This is a genomic window from Erwinia persicina (genome assembly GCF_014838825.1).
GTDB classification, from domain to species: domain Bacteria; phylum Pseudomonadota; class Gammaproteobacteria; order Enterobacterales; family Enterobacteriaceae; genus Erwinia; species Erwinia persicina_A.
On sequence record NZ_JACYMO010000002.1, the window covers coordinates 306,449 to 326,193 of the forward strand.

At 58.6% G+C, this 19,745-nt stretch carries 17 protein-coding genes; 10 read left to right on the forward strand and 7 right to left on the reverse strand.

The window, feature by feature from the left end:
* Positions 1–2: 2 nt before the first annotated feature.
* The 3 genes from glnP to ybiO all read left to right on the forward strand — a co-directional run bounded on the left by glnP (position 3) and on the right by ybiO (position 3,757).
* Positions 3–662 carry a glutamine ABC transporter permease GlnP gene (gene glnP / locus IFU29_RS07425; protein ID WP_191933355.1) on the forward strand — a complete coding sequence of 220 codons (660 nt, stop codon included), beginning with the start codon at positions 3–5 and terminating at the stop codon, positions 660–662.
* The gene (glnQ, locus tag IFU29_RS07430; RefSeq protein ID WP_191933356.1) at positions 659–1,381 is read left to right on the forward strand and encodes a glutamine ABC transporter ATP-binding protein GlnQ; all 723 of its coding nucleotides are present in this window, start codon (positions 659–661) and stop codon (positions 1,379–1,381) included. The genes glnP and glnQ overlap by 4 nt, the downstream gene beginning before the upstream one ends.
* A gap of 144 nt (positions 1,382–1,525) precedes the next feature.
* Positions 1,526–3,757, forward strand: a complete 2,232-nt coding sequence (gene ybiO / locus IFU29_RS07435) for a mechanosensitive channel protein (protein ID WP_244633665.1) — start codon at positions 1,526–1,528, stop codon at positions 3,755–3,757.
* 5 nt (positions 3,758–3,762) lie between these two features.
* Here ybiO and rlmF read toward each other — a convergent pair whose 3' ends face one another.
* Both rlmF and IFU29_RS07445 read right to left on the reverse strand, forming a co-directional pair.
* Positions 3,763–4,692 carry a 23S rRNA (adenine(1618)-N(6))-methyltransferase RlmF gene (gene rlmF, locus IFU29_RS07440; RefSeq protein WP_191933358.1) on the reverse strand — a complete coding sequence of 310 codons (930 nt, stop codon included), beginning with the start codon at positions 4,690–4,692 and terminating at the stop codon, positions 3,763–3,765.
* A 145-nt stretch (positions 4,693–4,837) separates the two neighbouring features.
* Positions 4,838–5,374 carry a hypothetical protein gene (locus tag IFU29_RS07445; RefSeq protein ID WP_191933359.1) on the reverse strand — a complete coding sequence of 179 codons (537 nt, stop codon included), beginning with the start codon at positions 5,372–5,374 and terminating at the stop codon, positions 4,838–4,840.
* 151 nt (positions 5,375–5,525) lie between these two features.
* Here IFU29_RS07445 and IFU29_RS07450 point away from each other — a divergent pair, with 151 nt between their 5' ends.
* Both IFU29_RS07450 and IFU29_RS07455 read left to right on the forward strand, forming a co-directional pair.
* Positions 5,526–6,155: a flavin reductase family protein gene (locus tag IFU29_RS07450; RefSeq protein WP_244633652.1), complete on the forward strand. Its 630-nt coding sequence runs from the start codon at positions 5,526–5,528 to the stop codon at positions 6,153–6,155.
* An 83-nt stretch (positions 6,156–6,238) separates the two neighbouring features.
* Positions 6,239–6,760 (forward strand): 5' nucleotidase, NT5C type, encoded by a 522-nt coding sequence (locus IFU29_RS07455; protein ID WP_191933361.1) that lies wholly within the window; start codon positions 6,239–6,241, stop codon positions 6,758–6,760.
* Positions 6,761–6,806: 46 nt separating this feature from the next.
* On the opposite strand, the gene hutG is transcribed toward IFU29_RS07455, so the two are convergent.
* Positions 6,807–7,592 carry an N-formylglutamate deformylase gene (hutG, locus tag IFU29_RS07460; RefSeq protein ID WP_191933362.1) on the reverse strand — a complete coding sequence of 262 codons (786 nt, stop codon included), beginning with the start codon at positions 7,590–7,592 and terminating at the stop codon, positions 6,807–6,809.
* Entirely contained in the window at positions 7,589–8,806 is a 1,218-nt protein-coding gene (gene hutI / locus IFU29_RS07465) for an imidazolonepropionase (RefSeq protein ID WP_191933363.1), read from the reverse strand. The genes hutG and hutI overlap by 4 nt, the downstream gene beginning before the upstream one ends.
* A gap of 81 nt (positions 8,807–8,887) precedes the next feature.
* Here hutI and IFU29_RS07470 point away from each other — a divergent pair, with 81 nt between their 5' ends.
* Both IFU29_RS07470 and IFU29_RS07475 read left to right on the forward strand, forming a co-directional pair.
* Positions 8,888–10,243, forward strand: coding sequence for a formimidoylglutamate deiminase (locus IFU29_RS07470; protein ID WP_191933364.1), 1,356 nt, complete (start codon positions 8,888–8,890; stop codon positions 10,241–10,243).
* Positions 10,240–10,815: a HutD/Ves family protein gene (locus tag IFU29_RS07475; protein WP_191933365.1), complete on the forward strand. Its 576-nt coding sequence runs from the start codon at positions 10,240–10,242 to the stop codon at positions 10,813–10,815. The genes IFU29_RS07470 and IFU29_RS07475 overlap by 4 nt, the downstream gene beginning before the upstream one ends.
* Before the next feature lie 6 nt (positions 10,816–10,821).
* Here IFU29_RS07475 and hutC read toward each other — a convergent pair whose 3' ends face one another.
* Entirely contained in the window at positions 10,822–11,577 is a 756-nt protein-coding gene (hutC, locus tag IFU29_RS07480; RefSeq protein ID WP_191933366.1) for a histidine utilization repressor, read from the reverse strand.
* 303 nt (positions 11,578–11,880) lie between these two features.
* Here hutC and hutH point away from each other — a divergent pair, with 303 nt between their 5' ends.
* From hutH to IFU29_RS07495, 3 genes are all read left to right on the forward strand, one after another.
* A complete protein-coding gene (hutH, locus tag IFU29_RS07485) occupies positions 11,881–13,425 on the forward strand; it encodes a histidine ammonia-lyase (protein WP_191933367.1) in 1,545 nt (514 codons plus the stop codon).
* Positions 13,426–13,448: 23 nt separating this feature from the next.
* A complete protein-coding gene (gene hutU, locus IFU29_RS07490; RefSeq protein ID WP_191933368.1) occupies positions 13,449–15,134 on the forward strand; it encodes a urocanate hydratase in 1,686 nt (561 codons plus the stop codon).
* 125 nt (positions 15,135–15,259) lie between these two features.
* Positions 15,260–16,420: a M20 aminoacylase family protein gene (locus tag IFU29_RS07495; RefSeq protein WP_191933369.1), complete on the forward strand. Its 1,161-nt coding sequence runs from the start codon at positions 15,260–15,262 to the stop codon at positions 16,418–16,420.
* A 72-nt stretch (positions 16,421–16,492) separates the two neighbouring features.
* Here IFU29_RS07495 and ybiB read toward each other — a convergent pair whose 3' ends face one another.
* Together ybiB and dinG are read right to left on the reverse strand one after the other, a co-directional pair.
* On the reverse strand, positions 16,493–17,464 hold the full coding sequence (gene ybiB, locus IFU29_RS07500) for a DNA-binding protein YbiB (RefSeq protein ID WP_191933370.1): 972 nt from the start codon (positions 17,462–17,464) through the stop codon (positions 16,493–16,495).
* Between the two features lie 27 nt (positions 17,465–17,491).
* A complete protein-coding gene (dinG, locus tag IFU29_RS07505) occupies positions 17,492–19,654 on the reverse strand; it encodes an ATP-dependent DNA helicase DinG (protein WP_191933371.1) in 2,163 nt (720 codons plus the stop codon).
* Positions 19,655–19,745 lie beyond the last annotated feature (91 nt).

A 19,745-nucleotide genomic window follows, 5' to 3' on the forward strand; every position in this document is an offset into this window, starting at 1 on the left:
ACATGCAGTTTGACTGGAGCGCCATCTGGCCTGCAATTCCAATCCTGCTTGAAGGTGCCAAAATGACCCTGTGGATTTCGGTCCTCGGTCTGCTTGGTGGTGTCATCATTGGTCTGGCAGCGGGCTTTGCCCGTGCCTACGGTGGCTGGCTTTCAAGCAACATCGCGCTGGTTTTCATTGAACTGATCCGTGGCACGCCGATTGTGGTGCAGGTAATGTTTATCTATTTCGCCCTGCCTATGGCCTTGCCTGACTTCAGGATTGACCCGTTCACCGCTGCCGTGGTGACCATCATGATCAACTCCGGTGCTTATATCGCTGAAATTACCCGTGGTGCGGTCCTGTCAATTAACCGTGGCTTCCGTGAGGCCGGCCTGGCGCTGGGGCTCTCCAGCCGCGAGACGCTGCGCTACGTGATTATGCCGCTGGCACTGCGCCGCATGCTGCCGCCGCTGGGTAACCAGTGGATCGTCAGCATTAAGGACACCTCGCTGTTTATCGTCATTGGCGTGGCAGAACTGACCCGTCAGGGGCAGGAAATTATCGCTGGTAACTTCCGCGCGCTGGAAATCTGGAGCGCCGTTGCTGTTATCTATCTGATTATTACGCTGGTGCTGAGTTTTGTTCTGCGTCGCCTAGAGAGAAGGATGAAAATCCTGTGATTGAATTTAAGAATGTCTCCAAGCACTTCGGTGCCACCCAGGTTTTGCATGATATCGACCTGAAAATTAATCAGGGCGAAGTGGTCGTCATTATCGGCCCTTCCGGCTCGGGTAAATCGACGCTGCTGCGCTGCATCAATAAGCTGGAAGAGATCACCAGCGGTGAGCTGATTGTCGACGGCAAGAAGGTTAATGACCCCAAAGTGGACGATCGTCTAATCCGTCAGGAAGCTGGCATGGTGTTTCAGCAGTTCCACCTGTTCCCACAGATGAGTGCTCTGGACAACGTGGCTTTCGGACCGATCCGCGTGCGCGGCGCAAAGAAAGAAGAAGCGCAGCGCCTGGCACGCGAACTGCTGGGTAAAGTCGGCCTGGCTGAACGGGCTAACCACTTCCCTTCCGAGCTGTCCGGTGGCCAGCAGCAGCGCGTGGCGATTGCCCGTGCGCTGGCGGTTAAACCCAAGATGATGCTGTTTGATGAGCCGACCTCCGCACTTGACCCGGAACTGCGCCACGAAGTACTGAAGGTTATGCAGGACCTGGCCGAAGAGGGCATGACGATGGTGATCGTGACCCACGAAGTCGGCTTCGCACGGAAAGTGGCCTCACGCCTGATCTTCATTGATAAAGGCCGTATTGCCGAAGACGGCAACCCTGACGAGTTAATCTCCAACCCGCCAAGTGCCCGTCTGCGTGAGTTCCTGCAGCACGTGTCGTAATCCCTTCAGGGGCGAACCCACTTTCGCCCCTGCTTTCATCTTTGTCTCAAAACGATCCGCTTTTCTCCCTCCCCCGCCTTAAGGTCTATACTTCTCTGCTGCGCGCCACCACAGGAGAAGAGGATGTCAGGGTTCGCCACGTCGATGCGTATCGTTTTGATGCTGCTGCTCACCGGTTTTATCCCCCCCACTCACGCCGTTACGCTGCCCGCCGCCGCCGTCGCTGCCTCAGCGTCACACCCTGCGTCTGACAGCCAGGCAGAGCCGGATATCGGAGATAAAAAGGCCGCTTATGCTGCACTGGCTAACATCCTGGAAAACGATCGGTCCCGCCAGGCGCTTATCGACCAGCTACGCAACGCGGCCGCTACGCCGGACAGCGTGAAAGAGCCTGTACTCACGCCCCCCACGGAAGAGGAGGACAAAACCGTGCTGCAGGGCGTCACTGATGTCAGCCGCCATTTTGGCGGAGAGTTTGCTTCGCGCCTGCAGCAGCTTCACCACAATATTGCTAACGCCCCGCACAAACCGTTTAATCAGCAAACGTTTTTCAATGCCCTGCAGCATTTCGCCATGCTGGCGGCGGGCCTGTTTGCGTTTTACTGGCTGATACGCTGGGCGGTGACGCCGCTTTACCGTCGAATGGGGGCCTGGGGCCGTGAAAAAAATGCCGATCGCCGCAGCTGGCTGCATTTACCGGCGATGATCGCTGCTGCCTTTGTCATCGATCTTCTGCTGCTGGTACTGGCGCTGTTTGTCGGGCAGATCCTCAGCGATAATATGAACGCAGGGAGCCGCACCATTGCCTACCAGCAGGGTCTGTTCCTCAATGCCTTTGCGCTGATTGAATTCTTTAAGGCTATCCTGCGCCTGCTGTTCTGCCCGCGTTATCCCCAACTGCGCTTCTTTCACCTCAGCGATGCGCGAGCGCACTACTGGAACACCCGCCTGAGCTGGTTAAGCGGGCTGATTGGCTATGGCCTGCTGGTCATCGTGCCAATTGTGTCTAATCAGGTGAACGTACAGGTGGCGGCGCTGGTTAATGTCGCAGTGATGGGGGTGATGACCGTCTGGGCGCTGTATCTGATATTCCATAATAAACGCAACATCCAGCATGAGCTGACGCGCCTTGCCGACCGTTCACTGGCCTTCTTCGCGCTGTTTATTCGTGCCTTTTCACTGGTCTGGCACTGGCTGGCCAGCGCCTATTTTATTGCGCTATTTCTGTTTTCTATGTTCAACCCCGGTGACAGCCTGCAATTTATGATGGCGGCAACCGTACGTTCGCTGGCCATCATCAGCCTGGGGGCGCTGGTATCCGGGATGCTGACGCGCTGGATCAGTAAAACGATTGTGCTGTCACCAGAACTGCACCGCAGTTACCCGGAACTGCAAAGTCGGGTAAACGGCTGGGTCTCAGCAATGCTCAAGCTGGCGCGCATTATTACCGTCTTTGCCGTCACCCTGCTGTTACTCAACGCCTGGGAACTGTTCGACCTGTGGCACTGGCTGACGGTGGGGGCAGGTGAAAAGCTGGTGGATATTATCATCCGCATCGTCATGATCCTGTTCTTCTCTGCCGTAGGCTGGACACTGCTGGCAAGCATGATCGAGAGCCGTCTGGCCTCCGACTCCCACGGCCGCCCGATGCCCAGCGCACGCACGCGCACGTTGTTGACGCTGTTCCGCAATGCGCTGGCGGTCATCATCAGTACCATCACGATTATGATTCTGCTATCGGAGATTGGGGTCAATATCGCACCGCTGCTGGCGGGGGCCGGGGCACTGGGTCTGGCGATCTCCTTCGGTTCACAAACGCTGGTCAAAGACATTATTACCGGGGTGTTTATTCAGTTCGAGAATGGCATGAACACTGGCGATCTGGTGACCATCGGAGCTATCACCGGCACGGTAGAACGGATGTCGATCCGGTCCGTTGGCGTCCGTCAGGATACCGGGGCTTACCATATTATTCCCTGGTCTTCGATCACCACCTTCGCCAACTTTGTTCGCGGCATCGGGTCGTTTGTCGCCAATTATGACGTTGACCGGCGGGAAGACGCGGAACGCGTCAACGCCACGCTTCAGGCCGCGGTTCAGGAACTGCTGGAAGATGAGAGCATTCGAGGCATGGTGATTGGTGAGCCGTCGTTCTCGGGCCTGGTGGGGTTGACCGATCGGTCATTTACCGTCCGTGTGTCGTTTACCACCCAACCGCTGAAGCAGTGGGCGGTGCGTTTTGCGCTGGACGACAGGGTGAAAAAGCACTTTGATGCGGCAGGAATACAGGCACCACACCAGACGGTGCAGGTGATGCAAAGCGGGCCCCTGACTGACGGGGCTGCCGGTATGGCAGCCCTAGAGGCCCCGCTGTAAAACGATTATTTACTGAGTAAACGGGTACGCTGTGGCTGCTCCATAAAGCTCCAGGCAAGGAAGCGGCTCTGTTTCTGCCCCTGTGCCATTTCCACGGTACGCATGGCAGCAACGTCCGCCTCTTCCAGCGCCCGCCACAGGTCCGGCAGGTGCTCCTTACGCGATACCAGCGTGGTGAACCACACGCACTGGCGGCCGAAGCGGGTACTCTCATCGATCATACGGTTGATAAACGCCACTTCGCCGCCCTCACACCACAGTTCTTCCTGCTGGCCGCCGAAATTAAGTGGTGAATGGCGATCAAGCCCCAGATTGCGCAGTTTGCGCTGGCTTCCCTGGTGCGCCTCGGCGGCAGAGGCGTGGAACGGCGGGTTACACAGCACGGCCTGATACAGCTCGTTTTTGTGAATAACACCGTTGAAAATTGCGTTAGTGTCTTTCTGACGTCGCAGACGGATGGCGCGGTTAAGGCCCGGGTTTGCTGCGATAATGGCATTCGCGGAGGCCATTGCCTGCTCATTCACTTCGCTGCCGGTAAAACGCCACTGGTATTCACTGTGGCCGATCAGCGGGTAGATCAGGTTCGCGCCACAGCCAATGTCCAGTACGTTAATATCCCGCGGCACCACGCGACGGTTATCTTCCGCCAGCAAATCAGCCAGGTGATGAATATAGTCAGCACGCCCTGGCACAGGCGGGCAGAGGAAACCTTCCGGGATATCCCAGTGGGCAATCTGATAAAAATGGCTCAGCAGGGCCTGGTTCAGCGCCTTAACGGCATCGGGATTGCCGAAGTCAACGGACTCGCTGCCCCAGTTATTGACCGCGACAAAAGGTGCCAGGGGAGGATGGCTGGCAATCAGCGCGGCAAAATCGTAACGACCGCGATGACGATTACGGGGGTGAAGCACATTTTTTTCTACAGGGGTTTTCATCAGTCATTCTCTTATCAGCAGACGCGTAAGATACCTGCTGAGCTATTAATGGTAAACCACTGGCAGATAATTCACGCGCTGTGCCTGCGGGTGGGCAGCGCATGCTGACAGAAAAAAGGCCTGACAGGCCTGATTTTTATGCTGCCTATTTCGCCAACGCTTTCATCGCTTCGAGATCGGCTAATGACGTAAACTCGCAGCTTAGCAATGTCTTACCTGGGATCCCCTGCGCTTCACGGGCAGTGATCGCCACGCGTCCCATTTCCGGTGAGGGCTGGTCGGCATCGTCTAATACGCGAATGTAGCTTTTGGTCGCCACGATCATCGGGTTTTTTGGCTCAGGCGTTAACTGATACGTTTTCGCCAGCTCGTCGGCTTTATTGCCTTCGACCAGCACGCCGTAGGTGCTACCAGCCAGCACAAAGGCGTTGGTACTGTACCCATCTTTGACCACAGCTTCAGCCAGCGGGTAAACCGCCATTGCCCCCACCAGCTGATATTTGGACACTTTTTCCGCTTCATTGTAGAGCGCGCTGGCGGTCTTGGTGGTGTAAGCTGGTTTGCATAATGCGGCATCAAAAAATGCACTATTATCCGCCGCCCTCGCCGCTGTGGCCGAAAAAAGGACTGCAGCAGCAATCAGAAAAGGGGTGGCAGTAAAACGCGTCGCGTTTGAATACATGTAAAGCTCCTTAAAATTAAGTTCCTTAAAAATATACGGGTATAGCTTCATAGATAGCGCCCTAATATATTGCATGTTTCAAATGATTTCCCAACTGAATGTATGTGGCTTAATTCATTACTATTTATCTTTATTACGACAGGAGTTCCCTTTGCGTACACGTCATTCCTATCAGCCCAAACAGGGCCACGGCCTGCCGCACGATCCGCTGAATGCGATTATCGGCCCGCGCCCGATTGGCTGGATCAGTTCGCAGAACGCAGCCGGGCAGCGCAACCTTGCCCCTTACAGCTTTTTCAACTGTTTTAACTACCGGCCGCCGGTGATTGGCTTTGCCAGCAGCGGCTGGAAAGACAGCGTGGCAAACATCGTTGAAACCCGGGAGTTTGTCTGGAACCTGGCGACACGTTCGCTGGCCGTACCAATGAATGAAAGCTCAGCCTCTCTTGCCCACGGCGAGGATGAGTTTGCCTATGCGGGGCTCACTGCCCTGCCCGGCAGCCTGGTGAACGTCAGTATGGTGGCCGAAAGCCCGGTCAATTTTGAGTGCCGACTCTCACAGTGCATCCAGTTGCAAACCGCCGATGGCGAACAAATCCCGACCTGGCTGGTATTGGGCGAAGTGGTAGCGATCCATATTGATCAGGATCTGCTGGTGGAAGGGATCTATCAGACGGCGAAAGCAGAACCGATCCTGCGTGCAGGTGGCCCCTCAGCCTATTACGGCATCAGTGAAGCTTTGAAGTTTGATATGGTCAGGCCGGATGCACGCAACAGCTAAACGCTGAACCTACGCACTGACCTCACAGGCGGCCTTTTTTTGCTATGATAGCGGCTCTGAAAACCGTTTGTCATGGAGTGATTATGAAACGCATCGCCATCGATATGGATGAAGTTATCGCTGACTTTCATCCTAAGATGTTAACCACATGGAACGCGCATTTTTCACAGCAGCTGACGCTGGATGAGCTCAACCTGTTTAATCTGCATCAGGAAGATCCGGCAAAACTGGCTGAAATTTTTGAGCTGGTCGGCGATCCGTCATTCTTTGCCGATCTCGGCGTCATTGCCGACAGCCAGCGGGTGATCGCCAGCCTGAGCGAACATTATGAGATCTTTATCACCACCGCGGCGATGGAGGTACCGACTTCCTTCAACGCCAAGTTCCAGTGGCTGAAGACTCATTTCCCGGCGATTAAACCCAGCAATATCGTGTTTTGTGGCAATAAAAGCATTATCAATGCCGACTATATGATCGATGACAATGTGATTAACTTCGCCAACTTCTGCGGGGAAGGCATACTCTATTCTGCCCCGCATAACCGCCATGTGACGGGTTACCGACGCGTAGAGAACTGGCGAGAAATTGAAACCCTGCTGCTCTAGGGCAAAAATAAGGGCGCAACGGCGTTGCGCCCGATGCGGCAATCGCTTAGCGGGGGCCGTTTAGCAGGGTGCCGATCAGTTGCCTGAGCAGCGGCTGTAGCCTGGTCGCTTTATCCTCACGCCAGCGAAAAGGCGGCTGTTCATCCATGTAGTTACACTGTGCCAGCTCCAGCTGGATGGCGTGCTGTCCCTCTTCTGGCCTGCCGTACGCACGGGTAATGTACCCCCCTTTAAAGCGCCCGTTCAGCACCCAGCTAAACGCAGACTGTGCCTGGCAGCATGCCGTCAGCCGCTGGGTGATGTCCGTGCTGCAGCTTGCGCCGTCGTTAGTCCCCAGGTTCAAATCCGGCAGCTGGCCGTCAAACAATCGCGGGATAACGGAGGCAATCGAATGGGCATCAAACAGCAGCGCATAGCCATGCTGCTGTTTGAGACGCGCCAGCTCCTGTTGAATCTTGTCATGATACGGCTGCCAGATGTCGTGCAGGTAGCCCTCACGCTGCGCCGGGGTGGGGATTTTTCCCGCCATAAAGGTCGGCGTACCGTCAAACAGCGTTTCCGGATACAGACCGGTGGTGGCTGTGGTGTAGAGCGCCTGATTATCTGGCGGGCGATTGAGATCAATCACAAAGCGGGAGTAGTTACCCACCAGCACGCTGATGCCCATTTCACGGGCAAAATTGTACAGCTGGGGAATATGCCAGTCGGTGTCTGGCAGGCCCCTGGCAGCATCGCTCAATCCCGCATCGACTTCCGGCGTCAGCTGCGTCCCCGCATGGGGAATACTGAGTAGCAGCGGTAGCGTGCCCGCGCTGAACTGAAAAGCCTTCATCGCTCTTCTCCTTTATAGATTACCCGGCAGGGCAACTGCCCGCCAAGCCAGTAAACCAGTTCAGCCGGACGGGCAAGCGGCCAGTGAACGAAATCGGCCCGCTTGCCACTTTCCAGCGATCCCAGACGATTATCGAGTCCCAGCGCCCGTGCGCCGTGGAGAGTCACTCCGGCCAGCGCCTCTTCCGGCGTCAGACCAAACAGCGTACAGCCCATATTGAGCATCAGACGCAGGGACAATGCAGGAGAAGTGCCGGGGTTAGCGTCACTGGCCAGCGCCATCGGGACCTGGTAGCGGCGAAACAGCTCAACGGGTGGCCGCTGCGTCTCACGCAGCAGGTAGAAAGCGCCCGGCAGCAGGACGGCCACCGTGCCATGCTGGGCCATGGCCGCCACATCGCTTTCTGTGGCGTATTCCACGTGGTCGGCAGACAGCGCGTTAAATTCGGCAGCAAGCTTACTCCCTCCCAGCGACGACAGCTGCTCCGCGTGCAGCTTCACCGGCAACCCCAGTGCCTGTGCGGCTGTAAACACCCGCCGTACCTGTTCGGGCGAAAACGCCAGATGTTCGCAGAAAGCATCAACCGCGTCGGCCAGGCATGCGGCGGCGACCTGGGGCAGAAGCTGGTCGCAGATGACGTCAACCCAGGCGTCAGGCTGATGCTGATATTCCGGCGGCACCGCATGGGCAGCCAGGCAAGTGGCCTGAATCTGCACGGGCATCTGCTGCGCCAGCTGTCGGATGGCCTGCAGCATGCGCAGCTCACTGGCAACTTCAAGCCCGTAACCGGACTTGATCTCCACGGTGGTCACCCCTTCAGCCAGCAGGTGCGCCAGACGCTGGCGGGCGCTTGCCACCAGTCCGGCCTGGGAAGCCGCCCGCGTTTCGCGAACGGTCGAGAGGATCCCTCCCCCCGCAGCGGCAATGTCGCTGTAGCTGACGCCGTTGAGACGCTGTTCAAATTCATGGCTGCGATCGCCGCCGAAAACCAGATGCGTATGGCAGTCCACCAGCCCTGGCGTCACAATCCCACCGCCCAGATCGTTGCGCTGGCCAGCCTGAATATGAGCGCTGTGCGCCTCAGGCCCGACCCAGACAATCTCTTCGCCGCTGACGGCAATCGCGCCCTGTTCAATGATGCTGTATCGCCCCCCCTGCATGGTGACAATATCAGCCCCATACCAGAGATGGTCACAGTTGAGTTGCTGGTTCATCCGCTCTCCCACGTTGCGCACTTTACTGTTAATCCATAAGTATGTATATGTATATACAACCTCAATGCACAGGAAGCAACCATGACTCGCTTTTTTGCGCCCCGCGCCCTGCTGGCTGCTGGCTGGCAACACAATGTTGTGATCGAGGTCGATCCTCAGGGTATGATCCTCGCCACTACCGCCAACAGTACGCCTGAGGGAGCGCAGCGTCTCAATGGCACCGTTCTCCCGGCGATGGCTAATCTGCACTCCCATGCGTTTCAGCGCGCCATGGCCGGGCTGGCTGAAGTGGCCGGCGATCCCCAGGACAGCTTCTGGACCTGGCGTGACCTGATGTACCGGATGGTGCAGCGCCTGTCGCCGCAGCAGATCGGCGCAATTGCCACCCATCTCTATGTTGATATGCTGAAAGGCGGCTATACGCAGGTCGCCGAATTCCACTATCTGCACCATCAGCCCGACGGGCGTCCCTATTCCGACGATGCCATGCTGCAGCAGCTGATTCTCGCCGCTGAACAGAGCGGCATCGGCCAGACGCTGTTGCCGGTGCTGTACAGCTACGCCGGGTTTGGCAGCCAGCCCGCACAGCCGGGGCAAAAGCGTTTTATCCAGGATACTCAGCAATATCTTGCCCAGCAGCAGCGCCTGCAAACGCTGATGACCGGGCGGCCGCTGCATAACCAGGGGATCTGTTTCCACTCCCTGCGCGCGGTCAGCGAACAGCAGATGCGGGAGGTGCTGGACCAAAGCCCCGGCGACTGGCCCGTGCATCTCCATATCGCCGAACAGGAAAAAGAGGTTAACGACTCGCTGGCCTGGAGCGGCGAACGGCCGGTCAGCTGGCTGCTCGACCGCTTTGACGTCAACCACCGCTGGTGCCTGATTCACGCCACCCACCTTAATGACGAGGAAATCCACCGGCTTGCTGCCAGTCAGGCCGTTGCCGGCCTGTGCCCGACCACCGAGGCGAATCTGGGTGACGGTATTTTTCCGGCGACGGAGTATGTGGCACAGGGGGGACGCTGGGGGATTGGCTCAGACAGCCATGTCTCGCTGGACATCGTGGAAGAACTGCGCTGGCTGGAATATGCCCAGCGTCTGCGCGATCGCCGCCGCAACCGGATCGTCACGGCACAGCAGGCTTCGGTAGGCGATGTCCTCTTTCAGCAGGCCCTGGCCGGCGGGGCGCAGGCCTGTGGCGTGAAAACCGGGAGCCTGCAGCCAGGCTTCCGCGCGGACTGGCTGGTGCTGGGCGGGGATGCCCTGCTGGACAGCACCCCGGATGCCTCGCTGCTCAACCGCTGGCTGTTTGCCGGCCAGCGCACGCAGATACAGGATGTCTTCGTTGCCGGGCAGCAGCGTATTCACGCAGGTCAGCACGCCCGCCAGGCTGAAACGGATGCCGGACTGCGTGACGCGCTGGAGGCACTGCGATGATCCATCTTTATGACAGCGCCAGGCTTGCGGTAAGTCCATGGCGCAACGGCGGCGGCGAAACGCGGGAGATCATCAGTTATCCCCCCGGTTCGCCAGATTTTGACTGGCGCATCAGCATTGCCACCATTGCCGCTGACGGCGCTTTTTCATCATTTCCGGGCGTCGACCGGATCATTACCCTGCTGAGTGGTGACGTGACACTCTACCGCCATGACGCTTTATACCGGCGGCTGCCGCTTCATCAGCCGTTTGCCTTTGCCGGAGAAGAGCCCATTAACGCCCGCCTGTCCGGTCAGACCAGTACCGACTTTAATCTGATGGCGCGGCGTAATGCTTACCGGCCGGATGCCGGGATCGCTACCATCCGTTTTGCTCCAGCCAGCGCCGTGGCCGGCGTGGTGTATGTGCTTGCCGGGCAGTGGCAGCATCAGCAAACGCTGCTGTCAGCCGGTCAGGGAGCCTGGTGGGAAAATCGCGGTGGGGCCTTTATTCCGCTCTCTGCCGACGCCCGCCTTCTGTGGGGTACGCTGGAACCCAGAGAGCAGGCAACGCCTCTGCGGCTCGAAGTCTGACGGCTGTCAGCCGTGACCTTTAAAGCGCCCCAACAGCTTATAACGCGACCCCGGATAGAGCAGGCGCGCGTAGGTAACAATTTTCCCGTCACTCCAGGTCTGGCGACGGATCAACAGGCAGGGCTCCTGTGCCTCAATCGCCAGGTGGCGACACTGCTGAACGTCGGGCAGGACCGCTTCGACAATATGCTCTCCTGCCGTTAGCGGCGCTACGCGCATCAGATAGGTGTAGGGCGTCTGATTCGCGTAATCCTGTTGCAGATAATCCGGGGCCATCTGCGGGTTAACCAGACGATCCTCCAGCTGCACCGGCTGCTCATTCTCATAGTGCACCATCAGCGAATGAAACAGCGGTTGGCCGGGGGTTAACCCCAGCACGGCAGCCTGTTCCGGATCGGCCTTCGTTTCACACAGCGTGAGAATGTTGCAGCTGTGACGGTGCCCGCGCTGGGCGATCTCTTCCGCGATGTTATGTACTTCCAGCATGGCGGTGTAGCCCTTGACCTCAGCGACAAACGTTCCGACCCCCTGCATACGGATCAGATAGCCTTCGCTGGTGAGCTCACGCAGCGCGCGGTTAATGGTCATCCGGCTTACGCCGAGTTCATTGACCAGCTCGCTCTCCGACGGCACCCGCTGATTGGCTTTCCAGACGCCTTCGCTGATCTGGCTGATGATGGCCTGTTTAACACGCAGGTAAATCGGGGCAGGCTGATCGCTCATGGCTGCAGAAAGTTGTGAAATGGCAGTCTGAACGACCATGGATATTTCCTTAATTAACTGATAACGGCAGTTTACTGGCTAAATTCTGATATGTATAGACATCCTCCCTGCCCTGTTATCCGGTGCTCTGCCCTCAGTTGGTGCAGCGGAGAAACGTTTCAGCCAGTGACCTTTCCCTTGCAGGGCGTATCCATCATCCCCCTGTCACTGTCACCCGTTTTGTGACACAGCTGGCACAATGCTTGCAGGTTGTATAGACAAGACTATACGTATGTGATTCACTCAGTAGCATCTTGTTAACAAAATTCAATACAACCCTAGTTGTCTATACAGGAGTATACCATGTCACTGACTACGCATCATTGCCTGCTGACGCCGGGCAAGGTGGATCTGGCCACGCTAAAAGCTATTTATCGCGGAGGAGTCACACTGGCGCTGGACGACACATCGCGCAGCCGTATTCAGCAGGCGAGTGCCACGGTGGCTGCCATTGTCAAAGAAGGTAAAGTGACCTACGGCATCAATACCGGCTTTGGCAAACTGGCACAGACGACCATTCCCACAGAGCGCCTGGCTGAACTGCAGCGTAATCTCGTGCTGTCGCACAGCGTCGGACTGGGCGATCTGCTGCCGGACGATGTCGTGCGGGTGATTATGGCGACCAAGGTCATCAGTCTGGCACGCGGTCATTCGGGGATCCGCATTGAGCTGGTCGATGCGCTGATCGCCCTGTTTAATGCCGGAGTGATGCCCTGTATTCCGGAAAAAGGATCGGTCGGTGCTTCCGGCGATCTGGCTCCGCTGGCGCACCTGTCCCTGATGCTGCTGGGCGAAGGGGACGTGCGGGTGAAAGGCAAAATGATGCCCGCCACGGAAGGGCTGGCCCTGGCCGGTCTGCAACCGATTGTTCTGGGGCCGAAAGAGGGCCTTGCGCTGCTGAACGGCACTCAGGTATCGACCGCGCTGGCGCTGCGCGGCCTGTTTGAGGGCGAAAACGTGTTTGCCGCCGGACTGGTGGCCGGGGCCCTGTCACTGGAAGCCATCAAGGGTTCGATCAAACCTTACGACCGTCGCATTCATGAGGCACGCGGCCAGCAGGGGCAGATTGACGTTGCCGCGGCCGTTTCGGCGCTGCTGGAGGGCAGTCATATCCTGACATCGCACGCTAACTGCGGACGAGTGCAGGACCCCTACTCCATTCGCTGCGTGCCGCAGGTGATGGGTGCCTGCCTGGACAACCTCAACCATGCGGCAAAAGTATTGCAGATCGAGGCGAACGCCGCCTCCGACAACCCGCTGGTGTTTACCGATACCGGAGAAGTCATTTCCGGTGGGAACTTCCATGCCGAACCAGTTGCCTTTGCCGCCGATATAATTGCCCTGGCCGTAGCGGAAATCGGAGCGATTTCCGAGCGCCGTCTCGCACTGCTGCTGGATACCGGCCTTTCCGGTCTGCCCCCCTTCCTCGTTAATGATGGCGGGGTGAACTCCGGCTTTATGATAGCTCAGGTCACCGCTGCGGCGCTGGCTTCTGAAAACAAATCCCTCGCCCATCCGGGGAGCGTGGACAGCCTGCCCACCTCCGCCAATCAGGAAGATCACGTATCGATGGCCACCTATGCTGCCCGTCGCCTCGGGGCCATGTGCTTCAACACCGCTGCCGTGGTGGGGATTGAGGCGATGGCCGCCGCGCAGGGTATTGATTTTATTCGTCCGCTGCAAAGCTCTCCGCAGCTGGAGCAGGTGCTGGCCGGCGTGCGCGAACGTGTGGCTTACCTGGAAAAAGACCGCCTGATGGCACCAGATATTGAGCAGATGCGCCTGTGGGCGACATCCGACCGCTGGCCAGAAACGATCGCCGCCCTGCAACCTGCACGTGCGCGCTAAGCCTGTTTGAAAAGGAAAAGATAATGACTGATTCCGTAAGCCAAGCCGTCGCCCGCACGATCCGTGCCCCACACGGCAGTGAACTGCACTGTGCCAACTGGCTGATTGAAGCCGCGTACCGCATGATCCAGAACAATCTCGACCCGGATGTGGCCGAACGCCCGGAGGATCTGGTTGTGTACGGCGGCATTGGTAAAGCAGCCCGTAACTGGGCATGCTTCGAGCAGATCCTGCGTTCGCTGCAGGCCCTGCAGCCGGAAGAGACGCTGCTGGTCCAGTCCGGTAAGCCGGTAGGCGTGTTCCGTACCCATGCCGATGCGCCACGCGTACTGATTGCCAACTCTAACCTGGTACCGCACTGGGCCAACTGGGACCACTTCCATGAATTGGATAAAGCGGGCCTGATGATGTACGGCCAGATGACCGCAGGCTCCTGGATCTACATTGGTGCACAGGGCATTGTGCAGGGTACGTTTGAAACCTTCGTGGAAGCCGGTCGACAGCATTACAACGGTGACCTGACGGGCAAGTGGATCCTCACCGCCGGGCTGGGCGGTATGGGCGGCGCACAGCCGCTGGCAGGGGTGCTGGCCGGAGCCTGCGTGCTGGCCGTTGAGTGCCAGGAGTCACGCATTGATTTCCGACTGCGCACCCGTTACCTGGATCACAAAGCCTATACCGTTGATGAGGCACTGGCGATCATCGACAAGGCCTGCAACGAAAAACGTGCCATTTCCGTCGGTTTGCTGGGCAACGCAGCGGAGATCCTGCCCGAGCTGGTGCAACGCGCCAAAGCCGGGGGTATGAAACCGGATATCGTGACTGACCAGACCTCGGCACACGACCCGATTAACGGTTACCTGCCTGCTGGGTGGGATCTGGCACGCTGGGAGTCCAGCCGCCAGTCCGATCCGAAAGCCGTCGAAAAAGCCGCCCGCGCGTCAATGGCTGTTCATGTTCAGGCGATGCTCGATTTCTGCCATATGGGCATTCCAACCGTAGATTATGGCAATAACATCCGCCAGGTCGCACTGGACGAAGGAGTGAAGAATGCCTTCGATTTTCCGGGTTTTGTCCCGGCCTACATTCGCCCGCTGTTCTGCGAAGGTAAAGGCCCCTTCCGCTGGGTGGCTCTCTCCGGCGACCCGGAGGACATCTATAAGACCGATGCCAAACTGAAAGCGCTCTTCCCTGATCATGCCAATCTGCACCGCTGGCTGGATATGGCCCAGGAGCGCATCGCCTTCCAGGGGCTGCCTGCCCGTATCTGCTGGCTGGGCCTCGGAGAGCGGCATCTTGCCGGGCTGGCCTTTAATGAAATGGTGCGTAACGGCGAGCTGAAAGCGCCCGTGGTGATTGGCCGTGACCACCTTGACTGCGGATCGGTGGCCTCGCCAAACCGGGAAACGGAAGCAATGATGGATGGATCGGATGCGGTGTCCGACTGGCCGCTGCTGAACGCCCTGTTGAATACCGCAGGCGGTGCGACCTGGGTCAGCCTGCATCACGGTGGCGGCGTGGGGATGGGCTTCTCCCAGCACGCCGGGGTGGTCATTGTCGCGGACGGCACCGCGGAGGCCGATGCGCGGCTGAGTCGCGTACTGTGGAACGATCCGGCCACAGGCGTAATGCGCCACGCGGATGCCGGATATGAGGTTGCCAGAGACTGTGCCCGCAGGCATGAGCTGACTCTGCCGATGGTAAAATAACCCCCCTGCCGGGCCTGACTCTCAGGCCCGTTTTACTGACTCCCTGCCCTTTCTTTCCCCGTTTATGCTAACTTATTTTCTGCCCGCTACTGGATAGCAGAGTCCCTGAACAGGAGAAGTAACCTATGGTCATTCCCGTTTCGCTGATTGATGAGGCCACCGGCTGGCGCAGGGCCTTTCACGCCCGTCCGGAGCTGGGCTATCAGGAGCATCAAACCTCGCAGGCGGTAGCGGACCAGCTAACGGCAATGGGCCTGCAGGTTCACCGGGGTCTGGCCGGAACAGGCGTGGTCGGCACCCTGGAAAACGGCCCCGGCCCGACCATCGGCCTGCGGGCCGATATGGATGCGCTGCCCATGACCGAACTCGGCACCCCCCCACACCGCTCCACCCAGGCGGGGGTGATGCACGCCTGCGGTCATGATGGCCATACTGCGATCCTGTTGGCGACCGCCCGGCATCTCACTGCCACCCGATGTTTTAGCGGTACCGTCCACTTTATCTTTCAGCCTGCCGAAGAGAACCTCGGCGGGGCCCGCCGCATGGTCGAAGAAGGCTTATTTATGCTGTTCCCGATGGATGCAGTCTACGGGATGCACAACTGGCCGGGCCTGCCTGCGGGCCACGTGGCGGTCAACGAAGGGGCAATGATGGCCTCGCTGGACTCGTTTGAAATTACCCTGCACGGCCGCAGCTGCCATGCGGCGATGCCGGAAAATGGCGCAGATCCGATCGTCGCCGCAGCCCAACTAATCCTGGCCCTGCAAACCATTCCCGCGCGCCGTCTGTCACCGCTGGCGTCAGCGGTAGTGAGCATTACGCAGATTAACGGCGGTGAAGCGATCAATGTGATCCCGGAAACGGTGGTACTGCGCGGGACGTTGCGCTGCCTGCAGGCCGATGTGCGCCTGCGGGTTCGCCAGATGATTGATGAGTTTGTGACCACCTTCACGGCTCCGCTGGGAATTGAAGGCAGCATTGTTTATCAGACTGACTATCCGGTGACCGCGAATCACGCGCCGGAGGCGGCGCAGGTACGCGATGCAGCGCTAACGATACTGCCGGCAGAGCAGGTTCACTTTAACGTTAACCCGTCAATGGCGTCGGAGGATTTCGCCTGTATGCTGGAGGCCTGCCCGGGTGCCTATTTCTGGCTGGGAGCCGACGGCAGTACCCCATCAGCCCCGCTGCACAACGCCCGTTATGACTTTAACGATGCGCTGATCGGCCCTGGCATTGCGTTGTGGACCGCGCTGGTCACGCAGCAGTTACCGGCAAGCGTTTAAGGCGCACGCCTAAAACAGGGGTTTGCCTCTCCCCGGGACGGAACGGGCTTTTTTCCGCTCGTCCCGGCCCGCTTAATAACCTGACGACGCAATCTGCGCCAGGGCACCGTCCAGATCGCTGGCCCGCCCGGTGGCCAGATAGCAGCAGGCGATTTGCAGGCGCAGCGATGCCGGTACCGGCACCTCACGATCCAGACAGCGACGGATCCAGGCGGCCGTCGTGGCGGCATCTTTTGCCTGGGGCAGAAGGTCACCATTCAGCACGGTCTCCTCCTGGCGTGCCAGCAGCACCTGCGGCTCATCACCGGCAATCAGGGTGATCGACGGACAGCGCTGCGGATTAGCATACACCTCCCCTTCCGTCCCGTTCAGTAACAAACCGCGCCCGCCGATAGCACTGAAAAACGCCGCCACGCGCGGGATATATTCCGGGTGCGAAACGCTGGCAATGCGCAGCGCCGCCTCTTCCGTAAACGGCGTCGCCAGTTTCGCCAGGGTGTGCGCACTGTTGCGCACACCCATACGCCAGCGCAGTGACAGCTGCTGCTCCATCGGCTGACACAGTGTGCCAATGGTGAAAAATGCCAACTCCCCCGCCTCCAGCTTTGCCTGCGCATCGTCTGCACCCGCCACCGGGGCAATGCCCAGCGCCGCAAACACCGCTTCACTGGTCACCCGCGTCGGGTCATCGCTGACGCCGTGTACCACCACCGGGAAGCCAAGGTGCGACAGCAGCAGCGCCAGTAATGGCGTCAGATTGCCCTGACGGCGCGCGCCATTATAGCTGGGGATCACCACCGGCATCGGCCGGTGTGCAGGCGGAGTCAGGCGCGGCATCTGCTCCTGCATTGCCCGGTAAAACCCCTGCATTTCATCTTCGCCTTCACCCTTAATGCGCAGGGCAATCAGTATCGCCCCCAGCTCAAGATCGGGAACCTCTCCGGCCAGCATGCAGCGATAAAGTTGATGCGCGGTGTCAGCATCAAGATGGCGGGCGTGATTCTTACCGCGTCCGACTTCTTTAATAATCTTGTTATATTCCATGCTTATGCCCAGTCAGAGTTAAAGGGGTTAGCGACGCCGGCGTGCTGCTGGCTTCTTTTTCACGGCCGGGGCCACGGCTTTGGGCAGTTCACCTTCGGGCATCGGCGGCTGCGCAATCGGAAATACCGGCAGCGCCCCCAGCAGACGCGCACCATAGCTTTTGCTGATCAGCCGGCGGTCATAAATAACAATCTCGCCGAAGCAGTCATGGCTGCGGATAAGCCTGCCAACCTGTTGGATCAGGTTAAACGAGGCGCTGGGCAGGCTTTGCACTTCAAACGGATAGCGCTTCAGGCTCTTCAGCCACTCGCCCTCCGTCAAAATAACCGGACTGTCTATCGGGGGGAAAGCAATTTTATGAATATGCACCTGGGAAAGCAGATCGCCCTTCAGATCCAGCCCTTCAGCAAAGGACTGTAACCCCACCAGCACGCTGGTCTCCCCCTGCTCAACGCGTTTGCGGTGCAGCGCCACCAGTGCAGGCCGGGGTTTATCCCCCTGCACCAGCATCATCAGCCGCAACTCGGGCAGATAGGCAAGAAACTGATGCATGGCGCGCCCGCTGGCGAACAGCACCAGAATACCTTTATGCGCGGCCAGTTTAATCTGATGGCGGAAGAAGTGGGCCATTTCGGCAAGGTGCATTATTTCATTCGCCAGCATCGGCTCATATTTCATCTGCGGGATAATCAGCGTTCCCTGCGTCACGTGATTAAACGGGGAGTCGAGTGCAACAAACCGGTCACCCACTTTTTCGCTCAGGCCGGACATCTCCTGCAGGCGCTGGAAGCTGTTGAGAGAACGCAGCGTGGCCGATGTCACCACCACATGGGGAATTTTACGCCACAGCAATTTTTCCAGCTGTTCGCTGACGCGGATCCCGGCACAGTGAAACAGCAGATGCGCTGTCCCGTCGCGCACTTCCCGCGTCACCCATTTGGACACCGGCGCGCCGGAGGCCTGCTCCATCGCCGCCAGCCGCCACAGCTTGCTGGTCGCTTCAAACCAGCCCAGCGCCCGGTTCATCTGAATCAGCGCGCGGTGCAGACGTACCACGTCAAACTGCCCGCTCTTCTCACTGAGATCGTTCATCATGCCTTCCGCCAGCCCGCGCAGCGCATCGCTGAGTTTAAACAGCCGGGCACAGATCGTCAGGATCTCGTCAGGCAGCAGCCCCATTTCAAAGCGATATTCCCCTTCCTCACCGTTCGGGGGCAGATACAGCCCCAGGATCTGCGACAGCATCTGCAACTGTTCGCGTACCTCTTCGCAGTGGGCCTTCAGTTTATCGGGGTGGCTGAGGGAGGGTGGGCGCTTGGGGCGGAACTGTGCCAGGCACTGCTCCACCAGGCGGCAAAACAGATCGAGCTGCAACTGGGTCCAGCCCGGCGTAATATCACCGCTCATCTCCAGAGCATCGCGCGCCACATCCGGCAGGTGATGGCCTTCATCCAGCACCAGCAGCAGATTTTTCGGCGGGGGCAGTACGGATTCGGTCTCCAGCGCCGCCATCACCAGGGCATGGTTGGCCACCACCACATCGGCATCTTCAATTTCACGGCGGGCCACATAGAACGGGCATTCACGGAACCAGTTGCAGTTGCTACCGAGGCAGTTGGCTTTGTCGGTGCTGAGGCGCTGCCAGAGGGAGTCTTCAATATTTTCCGCACAGTGATCGCGCAGCCCGTCCCACTCGTAGCGTTTCAGGGATTTTTCCAGTCCGGTGCAGATCGCCCGCTCATCCTTGCTGGCGGTCATGTCGTCATCAAGAAACAGCAGCAGATCGCCCTGATTTTCTTCATCCGTTGCCAGGGCAGAGAGATTACGCGGGCAGACGTAGCGTCCACGGCCAAAAGCGGCTGTGAATTTAAGATCGGGAATAATTTTCTTCAGCAGCGGCAGATCCTTGCTGAAAATCTGATCCTGCAGCGCCACGTTGGCCGTGCTGACCACCAGCGGTTTTTCCTCAGCGCGGCTGACGGCAATGCCCGGGATCAGGTAGGAGAGCGTTTTCCCCACGCCAGTGGGAGCTTCAATGGCCAGATGGCGGCCGTCATCTCCCGACAGCGTTTTGGCCACTTCCGCAATCATCTGACGCTGCGGTGCGCGCGGAATAAAATCGGGAACCTGCTGCTGCAGGGCTTTGTACCACCCGGCAATTTGCGTTTTTAACGCGACAGTTAACGCCATGACAACCACTTCCAGCTAAACAAGGCTGTATTTTTACACAGTATGGCGGCGACGTCAGCCTGCAAACGCTAATCTTGCACAGCCACCCGCG

What these genes read in the sequence shown, in the direction of transcription:
- hutC (WP_191933366.1), bottom strand. Translation starts at nt 11,577, where the DNA reads ATGGTCGTTCAGACTGCCATTTCACAACTTTCTGCAGCCATGAGCGAT.
- hutU (WP_191933368.1), top strand. Translation starts at nt 13,449, where the DNA reads ATGACTGATTCCGTAAGCCAAGCCGTCGCCCGCACGATCCGTGCCCCA.
- rlmF (WP_191933358.1), bottom strand. Translation starts at nt 4,692, where the DNA reads ATGAAAACCCCTGTAGAAAAAAATGTGCTTCACCCCCGTAATCGTCAT.
- IFU29_RS07445 (WP_191933359.1), bottom strand. Translation starts at nt 5,374, where the DNA reads ATGTATTCAAACGCGACGCGTTTTACTGCCACCCCTTTTCTGATTGCT.
- IFU29_RS07495 (WP_191933369.1), top strand. Translation starts at nt 15,260, where the DNA reads ATGGTCATTCCCGTTTCGCTGATTGATGAGGCCACCGGCTGGCGCAGG.
- hutI (WP_191933363.1), bottom strand. Translation starts at nt 8,806, where the DNA reads ATGAACCAGCAACTCAACTGTGACCATCTCTGGTATGGGGCTGATATT.
- IFU29_RS07475 (WP_191933365.1), top strand. Translation starts at nt 10,240, where the DNA reads ATGATCCATCTTTATGACAGCGCCAGGCTTGCGGTAAGTCCATGGCGC.
- dinG (WP_191933371.1), bottom strand. Translation starts at nt 19,654, where the DNA reads ATGGCGTTAACTGTCGCGTTAAAAACGCAAATTGCCGGGTGGTACAAA.
- glnP (WP_191933355.1), top strand. Translation starts at nt 3, where the DNA reads ATGCAGTTTGACTGGAGCGCCATCTGGCCTGCAATTCCAATCCTGCTT.
- IFU29_RS07470 (WP_191933364.1), top strand. Translation starts at nt 8,888, where the DNA reads ATGACTCGCTTTTTTGCGCCCCGCGCCCTGCTGGCTGCTGGCTGGCAA.
- IFU29_RS07455 (WP_191933361.1), top strand. Translation starts at nt 6,239, where the DNA reads ATGAAACGCATCGCCATCGATATGGATGAAGTTATCGCTGACTTTCAT.
- hutH (WP_191933367.1), top strand. Translation starts at nt 11,881, where the DNA reads ATGTCACTGACTACGCATCATTGCCTGCTGACGCCGGGCAAGGTGGAT.
- ybiB (WP_191933370.1), bottom strand. Translation starts at nt 17,464, where the DNA reads ATGGAATATAACAAGATTATTAAAGAAGTCGGACGCGGTAAGAATCAC.
- ybiO (WP_244633665.1), top strand. Translation starts at nt 1,526, where the DNA reads ATGCGTATCGTTTTGATGCTGCTGCTCACCGGTTTTATCCCCCCCACT.
- hutG (WP_191933362.1), bottom strand. Translation starts at nt 7,592, where the DNA reads ATGAAGGCTTTTCAGTTCAGCGCGGGCACGCTACCGCTGCTACTCAGT.